Here is a 6,652-nt window from a genome sequence, read left to right as displayed (position 1 = left end):
GGCCTGGGGGCCCCCCGCCGCGCCGCCGCCCGGCGCGCCCGGTGCGCCCACCTGGTCCCCGGGTCCCTACGGCGCCGGCGGGTGGATGCGGCCGCAGAACGAGCCGATGGCCGTGGCGGCCCTGGTGGTGGGCATCTTCTCGCTGCTGTGCGGGGTGGCGGGCTGCCTCGGGATCGTGGTCGGGCCGGTGGCGATCGGGCTTTCGGTGGCGGCACGGCGGAAGATCGCGACCAGCGGGGGCCTGCTCGGCGGTTCCGGGATGGCCACCGCCGGGTTGGTCTGCGGGATCGTCGGGCTGGTCGTCTCGATCGGCTGGCTGGTCTTCCTCTTGGCCAACCCCGACTTCGTCCAGGAGCTGCAGAACCAGCTCACCACCACCACCCGCTGATCGCTGCTGGCGCCGGGCCTCGGCGCCGCGGCCCTGCGCCACGGCCCGGCCTGGCGGGAGGAGCGTCGTCACTCCACCAGGCGCAAGCCGGTGGGGGCGATGGAGGCCTCGGCGTGGGGCAGGTCCACCACGAACTCGGTGAGATGCGCCGGGAACACGTGCTCGCTCACCAACACCGGGCCACCGTCGGCCGCGCAGGTGATGCGCTCGCAGCGCAGTACGGGTGAGCCGACCGGCACCCGCAGGTGTTCAGCCTCCGCGGCGGAAGCGGCCGCGGCACCGATGGTCTGCACCGCCCCGCCGAGGGGCACCGGGATCAGCTCGTAGAACGGCGAGCGCTCCACGTCCGCCCTCGACAGCTCGGCGCCGAGCTCTTCGGGGCACCACACCGTCACCAGGGCGAACGGTTCGCCATCGGCGAGGTTGAGCCGTCGCACCCGAAGTACGGTCTCGGCCCCGAGCACCTGGCGGACCCGCGCCGGGGCCTTGGTGAACCGGAAGTCGAGCACCCGGCGGGTGGACTCGATGCCCTCCTCGGCGAGCTGGCTCTCGATGGTGCCGAGGCGGGCCAGGTTCTGGCGGACCGGATCGGTGGCAACGAACCACCCGAACCCCTGACGGGAGTCCACCAGGCCCTCGTCGCGGAGCACCTCGAGCGCCCGCCGCACCGTGACCCGGCTGGCATCGAAGATGCCGGAGAGCTCGGCCTCGCTCGGCAGCAGGCGACCCGAGGCGTACTCGCCGCGGTCGATGCGGCGACGCAATTCGTCGGCGATCCGCTGGTAACGAGGCTGGCGCACTTGTACGATACTTGTATACATTCCAGTCGGTCGCAAGCAGGCGCCAGATGGCACGAGACGACGCACACCGGCACCCCGGCACGACAGGAGGACCCGAGATGGCTGTCACCGCGAGCACCCCGATCGAGCTGGTCCGAGCGGTCTACGACCGACTCCCCGACCGGGTGGCGCTGGTGCGCGAGCGCCTCGGGCGGCCGCTCACCTATGCCGAGAAGGTGCTCGCCAACCACCTGCGCGACCCCGAGCACCAGGAACTGGTCCGCGGCCACACCTACGCGGACCTCGACCCGGATCGGGTGGCCATGCAGGACGCCACCGCCCAGATGGCCCTGCTCCAGTTCATGACCGCCGGGCTCCCCCGGGTGGCGGTGCCCACCACCGTCCACTGCGACCATCTCATCCAGGCCCGTGAGGACGGCAAACGCGACCTGCTCGCCGCGCTCGAGACCAACACCGAGGTCTACGACTTCCTCGAGTCGGTCTCCGCCCGCTACGGCATCGGGTTCTGGAAGCCCGGCTCGGGCATCATCCACCAGGTCGTGCTCGAGCAGTACGCGTTCCCCGGCGGGATGATGATCGGCACCGACAGCCACACGCCCAACGCGGGCGGCCTCGGGATGGTGGCCATCGGCGTGGGCGGCGCCGACGCGGTCGACGTCATGACCGGTTACCCGTTCAACGTCCGCTGGCCCAAGCTGATCGGGGTGCACCTCACGGGCGAGCTCGACGGCTGGTCCGCGCCGAAGGACGTGATCCTGAAGGTGGCTGAGATCCTCACCGTCAAGGGCGGCACCGGCGCCATCGTCGAGTACTTCGGGCCGGGAGCCGAGTCGTTGAGCTGCACCGGCAAGGCCACGATCTGCAACATGGGCGCCGAGATCGGCGCCACCACCTCGCTGTTCGCGTACGACGTCGCCATGACCCGCTACCTCGAGGCGACCGGGCGGGAGGAGATCGCCGCCGCAGCAGCCCCTGTGGCCCACGAGCTGCGGGCCGACCCCGAGGTGTACGACGATCCGAACGCGTTCTTCGATCAGGTCATCAAGATCAACCTGCGCGATCTCGAACCGCTGATCAACGGCCCACATACCCCGGACCGGGCCCGCCCGGTGAGCCAGCTCGGGCACGAGGCGGAGCGGGAAGGCTGGCCGTTGGTCATCAGCGCGGCGCTTGTGGGCTCGTGCACCAACTCGAGCTATGAGGACATCAGTCGGGCCGCGGCGATCGCCCGGGCCGCCAAGGCCCGGGGGCTGAAGGCCCGCACCGCCTTGATGGTCACCCCCGGCTCGGAGCGGGTACGGGCCACCATCGAGCGGGACGGCCTCCTCGGTGACCTGGAGGCCATCGGCGCCACCGTGCTGGCCAACGCCTGCGGGCCCTGCATCGGCCAGTGGGCCCGATCCGACGTGCACGAGGGCGACACCAACGTCATCGTCACCTCCTACAACCGCAACTTCCCCAAGCGGAACGACGGCCTGGCCTCCACGCTGGCCTTCGTGACCTCGCCGGAGACGGTGGTGGCCCTGGCACTGGCGGGCCGCATCGACTTCGATCCCCGCACCGACACGCTCGTCAACGATGCCGGGGAAGAGGTGCGCCTCGAGGTGCCGGAGGGCGAGGAGCTCCCCGCCCGGGGCTTCGAGTCCGGCGAGAGCGGCTTCATCGCCCCGCCGGACGATCCCTCCGGAGTCGAGGTCAAGGTCGATCCCAACTCCGATCGGCTGCAGCTACTCGAGCCGTTCCCCGCCTGGGACGGGCAGGACTTCCTCTCGCTGCCGGTGCTGGTCAAGGCCAAGGGCAAGTGCACCACCGACCACATCTCGGCCGCCGGTCCGTGGCTGCGCTACCGCGGCCATCTGGAGAACATCAGCGGCAACCTGTTCCTCGGCGCGGTCAACGCCTTCACCGGCGAGACCGGCACCGGCAAGGACCAACTCGACGGGCGGACCAAACCGTTCCCCGAGATCGCCAAGCACTACCACGAGGCGGGCGTGGGCTGGGTGGCGATCGGCGACGAGAACTACGGCGAGGGCTCCTCGCGGGAGCACGCGGCGATGGAGCCCCGCTACCGCAACGCCAAGGCCATCATCGTGCGCAGCTTCGCCCGGATCCACGAGACCAACCTGAAGAAGCAGGGCGTGCTGCCGCTCACCTTCGCCGATCCTCACACCTACGACCTGATCGACGAGGACGACCGCATCTCGATCCTCGGGCTGGCCGAGCTGGCCCCCGACCAGCCGGTGTCCTGTCGGATCGAGAAGCCCGACGGCACCGTGGTGGCGTTCCAGTGCCTGCACTCGATGAACGAGGAGCAGATTGAGTGGTTCAAGGCCGGTGGGGCGCTGAACATCATCCGCCAGCGCTCGCGCTGAGCCGATCACCGCTCGGCGGTCTCGTCGGGCGGGCACGGGTCGGCTCCGCCGCGGCAGCTCGCCGCGGTCAGTCGCGACCGGGCCGGCGCAGCGCCTCGTGCTCCCCGTCCGGGTCGCCCCGGTAGCCAGGCGGCAGGGTGCTCGCCAGCTCCTCGGGGGTGGGCTCGCGGCGCTGGCGAGCCTCCGGCGGCAGCAGGTCGACGATGGCCGACATGATCCGCTCCGTGTCGGCGTCGAGGTCCTGGTAGCCGAGCTCGACCGGCTCGCCCACCCGCACCAGCACCTCGGGGGGGTGCAGCACGTTGGTGACGTTCGGCAACCGGGCGTTGCGGGGCCAGACCTTCTCGGTCCCCCAGAGCCCGAGCGGGATCACCGGCGCCCGGGTCATCGCCGCCAGCCTGGCCGCCCCCCAGCGGCCCTTGAGCACCGGGTCGAAGAAGGCCCGCCCCCGGGGGATCGTGCCCTGGGGCATGATCGCCACCAGCTCGCCGGCTTCCAGCGCGGCGGCCGCTTCCTTCAAGGGCTCGTCGGAGCCGGTGCCCCGGTCGACCCGGATGCCCCCCAGCGCTCGGGCCACGTCCCCCACGATCGGTGCGTCGAACACCTCCTTCTTGCCGAGGAAGCGCACCGGGCGACCCCGCTGGGCGATGGCGTAGCCGACCGCCAGCGGGTCGAAGTAGCTGCGGTGGTTGCCGCAGATGATCGCCGGCCCCTCGGCGGGGATGTGCTCGGTTCCTTCGAGGTGGATGCGAGCGAAGGGCAGCAGCTCCGGGCGGGCGAAGGGGAAGATGGCGGTCTGGGGCTCGAGCCCCAGGAACTTCGGGACCCCGGGGGGCACGTCGAGGAACAGCACGGGCCAGCGGCGGAGGACCGCGTACGCCCGCAGGCGCGGATCGGGGTTCACCGCGAAGGGATGGCCCACCGCGGACAGCAGCGGCACGTCGTACCAGCTGTCGGAGTAGGCGTAGCTGCGGTCGAGCGCGACGCCGTGGTCGCCGGCCCAGGCCCGCACCGCCCGGAGCTTGCCCCGCCCCCAGACGAACTCGCCGTCGATCCGGCCGGTGTAGTGCCCGTCGCGCACCTCGTAGGTGGTGGCGATCACGCCGTCGAGCCCGATCCGCTCCGCGAGGGGCTCGACCATGTCCCGCGGTGTCGTGGTGGCCACCACCACCAGCCGCCCCGCCGCGTGGTGCTCCTCGATCAGCACCCGGGCGTAGGGCTGGACCTCCTCGGCGAGCACCTCCGCCGCGATCTGGCCCGCCCGGCGAGCGGCGTCACGGTCCCAGCCGGCGGCCAGGCGGGCCCCCTGGCGGGTGAGGAACATCGAGGGCCAGTTCTCCCCCATCACGTTGAACAGCCGGAAGATCAGGTCCTCGCCGGGGAAGCTGCGATCCGGCAGCAGGCCGACGGTGCGCAGCGCGCCGGAGATGACCGGCCCGCTGGCCCCGGCGAGAAGCGTGCGGTCGAGGTCGAAGATGGCTGCCTCGTTCGCCATGGGCGCACCGTACCCTCACCAGGTCTTCGGGTCTGCTCCCTCCGCCGCCACGACCGCCTCCTCCTGCTCCTGATCCGAACTGTTCAGCGCAGCGCGGTCCCAGGCCGCGGATCCATGAACAGTTCGGGAGGGGACGAGGGGACGAGGGGACGAAAACGAGCGGAGCCGGCCTCGGGGGAAGGCCGGCTCCGGTTGACTGGTTTCGAGGCCGAGGGGGGGATCGGCGCTCAAAACCTGCTCGAGGTCGCTCGTGGGGGGAACGAGCTGTGCCCTCGGCGAGTGTTGCGAGGCCCATTGTGAACGCTCGCACATGATCTGTCCAACAGTTCTTGGCGATACGTGTCATCATGACTAGTGATGGATCTCCGGCAGCTCAACGCCCTGCTCGCCGTAGCCGACACCGGCTCCTTCTCGGCTGCCGCCCGAGCCCTCCACACGGTGCAGTCCAACGTCAGCACGCACGTGGCCCGGCTGGAGAAGGAGCTGGGCTCGGTGCTCATCGACCGCGCCACCGGCAGGCTCACCGAGGAGGGTGAGCTGGTCGCGGCCCGAGCCCGGCGGGTGCGGGCCGAGCTCGATGCCCTGGTCGCGGACCTCGCCAGCCTCCACGATGAGGTGGCCGGCACGGCCCGGATCGGAGTCATCGGCACCACCGCCCGCTGGCTCGTGCCCCGCCTGGTGGACGCGATGCGGGCCCGACACCCCAAGGTCCGGGTGGTGGTCGTCGACGCCACCACCACCTCCCTCACCCTCCAGCTCACCTCGGGGCTGCTCGACCTGGCGGTGGTGAACCTCCCGCTCAGCGACCCCGAGATCCGCACCGATCACCTCTTCGACGAGGACCGCCTGCTGGTGGTGCCCGCCGGGCACCCGCTCTACGAACGTGACCGGCTCACGCTGGCGGACCTCGACGGCGAACCGCTGCTGCTCGAGCCCAAGGGCACCGGATTCCGGGACCATCTGGACGAGCAGTGCCGGCAGGCGGGTATCGAGCTCGAGCCACAGGCCGAGGTGGACGGCATGCGCCTGCTCGCCTCGCTCGCCTTCCAGGGCTTCGGGGCGGCACTGCTGCCGGCCAGTGCAGCCCCGAGCTGGGTGGGCGGCGAATGGAAACGCGTACCCATCGACGGCCTCGAGGGCCGATCGGTCGGTCTGGCCACCCGCCGCAAGGGGATGCTCTCGGCTCCGGCCAGAGCGCTGCGCGACGTGGTGCTCGACGTGGTCCGCACCGAGGGCCCGAAGCAACCCGGCATCCACGCCGACGTCACCGACCGGTAGACGCCACGGACCGGCAGACGCCACGGACCGGCAGACGTTACCGACCGGTAGCGGTAACCGGGCCGAGGGCCGCTGGGTCCACTCTCCCGTGCCCTCGGCTCCCCCGTTCCCGCTGCGCGCCCGCGTGCCCGGGGTCGCGCACGCCCGCCGCGAGACCCTCGGGGACCGGGCCGTGATCCTCTGCGAGCTCGACGGCTCCCACCGCCGCGGCGCCCTCGGGGCCGCCGACGGCGAGACCATCGAGGTGGCGGCCCGCATGGCCCTCGACCAGCGGCTCCCGCTGGTGTTGGTGGTGGCCTCCAGCGGGGCGGATGTGCAC

5 protein-coding genes and 1 pseudogene are annotated in these 6,652 nt (G+C 71.6%); 4 read left to right on the top strand and 2 right to left on the bottom strand.

Annotation, left to right across the window (positions count from 1 at the left end; all coding sequences use genetic code 11):
- Nucleotides 1–388, top strand: a 388-nt coding sequence (locus tag V7004_RS14725; protein WP_334144939.1) for a DUF4190 domain-containing protein, incomplete at its 5' end; no start/stop codon positions are given.
- Between the two features lie 68 nt (nt 389–456).
- On the opposite strand, the gene V7004_RS14720 is transcribed toward V7004_RS14725, so the two are convergent.
- Nucleotides 457–1,209 (bottom strand): GntR family transcriptional regulator, encoded by a 753-nt coding sequence (locus V7004_RS14720; RefSeq protein ID WP_334144937.1) that lies wholly within the window; start codon nt 1,207–1,209, stop codon nt 457–459.
- Nucleotides 1,210–1,286: 77 nt separating this feature from the next.
- Here V7004_RS14720 and V7004_RS14715 point away from each other — a divergent pair, with 77 nt between their 5' ends.
- Entirely contained in the window at nt 1,287–3,560 is a 2,274-nt protein-coding gene (locus V7004_RS14715; RefSeq protein WP_334144936.1) for an aconitate hydratase, read from the top strand.
- Between the two features lie 67 nt (nt 3,561–3,627).
- Here the strand turns inward: V7004_RS14715 and V7004_RS14710 are convergent, their stop codons facing one another.
- Nucleotides 3,628–5,055, bottom strand: coding sequence for an HAD-IB family hydrolase (locus V7004_RS14710; protein ID WP_334144935.1), 1,428 nt, complete (start codon nt 5,053–5,055; stop codon nt 3,628–3,630).
- 357 nt (nt 5,056–5,412) lie between these two features.
- Between V7004_RS14710 and V7004_RS14705 the strand changes: the two genes are divergently transcribed.
- Both V7004_RS14705 and V7004_RS14700 read left to right on the top strand, forming a co-directional pair.
- Complete coding sequence (locus V7004_RS14705; protein WP_334144933.1) at nt 5,413–6,333, top strand: LysR family transcriptional regulator; 921 nt, start codon at nt 5,413–5,415, stop codon at nt 6,331–6,333.
- 88 nt (nt 6,334–6,421) lie between these two features.
- Nucleotides 6,422–6,652: pseudogene (locus V7004_RS14700) on the top strand (hypothetical protein); the annotation flags it as partial.

The sequence above is a fragment of the Rhabdothermincola sp. genome, assembly GCF_036846205.1.
Classification (GTDB): domain Bacteria; phylum Actinomycetota; class Acidimicrobiia; order Acidimicrobiales; family Acidimicrobilacustridaceae; genus Rhabdothermincola.
The sequence above is the reverse complement of the archived record's forward strand: the minus strand, read 5'-3'. Positions and strand labels throughout refer to the sequence as shown.